This window comes from Mesorhizobium sp. M7A.F.Ca.CA.002.15.2.1, assembly GCF_003998715.1.
GTDB classification, from domain to species: Bacteria; Pseudomonadota; Alphaproteobacteria; order Rhizobiales; family Rhizobiaceae; genus Mesorhizobium; species Mesorhizobium ciceri.
Genome location: NZ_RZPI01001105.1, coordinates 1 through 974 on the forward strand (window position 1 = coordinate 1; position 974 = coordinate 974).

Annotated in this window: 2 protein-coding genes; one reads left to right on the forward strand and one right to left on the reverse strand. The window is 66.2% G+C overall.

Going from position 1 to position 974, the window contains the following annotated elements; genetic code table 11:
* Positions 1 to 689: GMC family oxidoreductase (locus tag ENZ74_RS32945; RefSeq protein WP_164761450.1), on the forward strand; the 689-nt coding region annotated here is incomplete at its 5' end.
* Positions 690 to 701: 12 nt separating this feature from the next.
* On the opposite strand, the gene ENZ74_RS32950 is transcribed toward ENZ74_RS32945, so the two are convergent.
* On the reverse strand, positions 702 to 974 hold a 273-nt coding region (locus ENZ74_RS32950), incomplete at its 5' end, for a LysR substrate-binding domain-containing protein (protein ID WP_245471063.1).

Here is a 974-nt window from a genome sequence, read left to right on the forward strand (position 1 = left end):
CCAACACCGCCACACTCAACCAGCGCTACCACAATCTGGTCAGCCGTGCGTCGATGGGGCTGGAATACGCGCTCAAGCGCAGCGGGCCGCTGTCGATGGCGCCAAGCCAGCTCGGCATCTTCGCCAGGAGCGATCCGCGCCTCGCAACGCCCGATCTGGAATATCATGTGCAACCGCTGAGCACCGACCGTCTGGGCGAGCCGCTGCATCGCTTTCCCGCGGTCACCGTCTCGGTCTGCAATCTGCGTCCGGAAAGCCGGGGCAGCGTGCACATGGCTTCGTCCGACGCGCGGGAGACGGCGAAGATCCGGCCGAACTATCTTTCCACCGAGGGAGACCGCAGCGTGGCCGTCGCGTCGTTGCGCCATGTCCGCAGCTTGATGAAGGCTCGGGCGGTGGCGCGCTTTGCGCCGGAAGAGATGCTGCCCGGCACGCAGTATGACAGCGATGAAGAGCTCATCCGCAAGGCCGGCGATATCGGCACGACGATCTTCCACCCCGTCGGCACCTGCAAGATGGGTTCGGATACGATGGCGGTGGTCGACGACGGCCTGCGTGTTCACGGGCTTGCCGGGCTGCGCGTGGTCGATGCCTCGATCATGCCGACAATCGTCTCGGGCAACACCAACTCGCCGGTCGTCATGATCGCGGAGAAGGCAGCCGAGATGATCCTGCAAGAGGCCCGCTGACCGCCATCGGCTTCAAGCCGTGGCAACACCGCGCGATCGCCGCTTCTCGGCCGCCGCGAGCAGATCGACGAAGGTGCGCACCTTGGCGGGCCGGAACCGGGCCGGCGGAAAGACTGCGTGGATGCCGCCTGACGGCAGGCTCCAGTCGGCAAATACCGGCACCAGCCGCCCCTCGGCGATATCGTCGCTGACGCTGTAGTCCGGAAAGACGCCCAGCCCGATGCCGACGAGCACGCAAGCAAGGGCGGCGGGGCTCTTGTCGCACATGAGGACCGGATTGAGCTC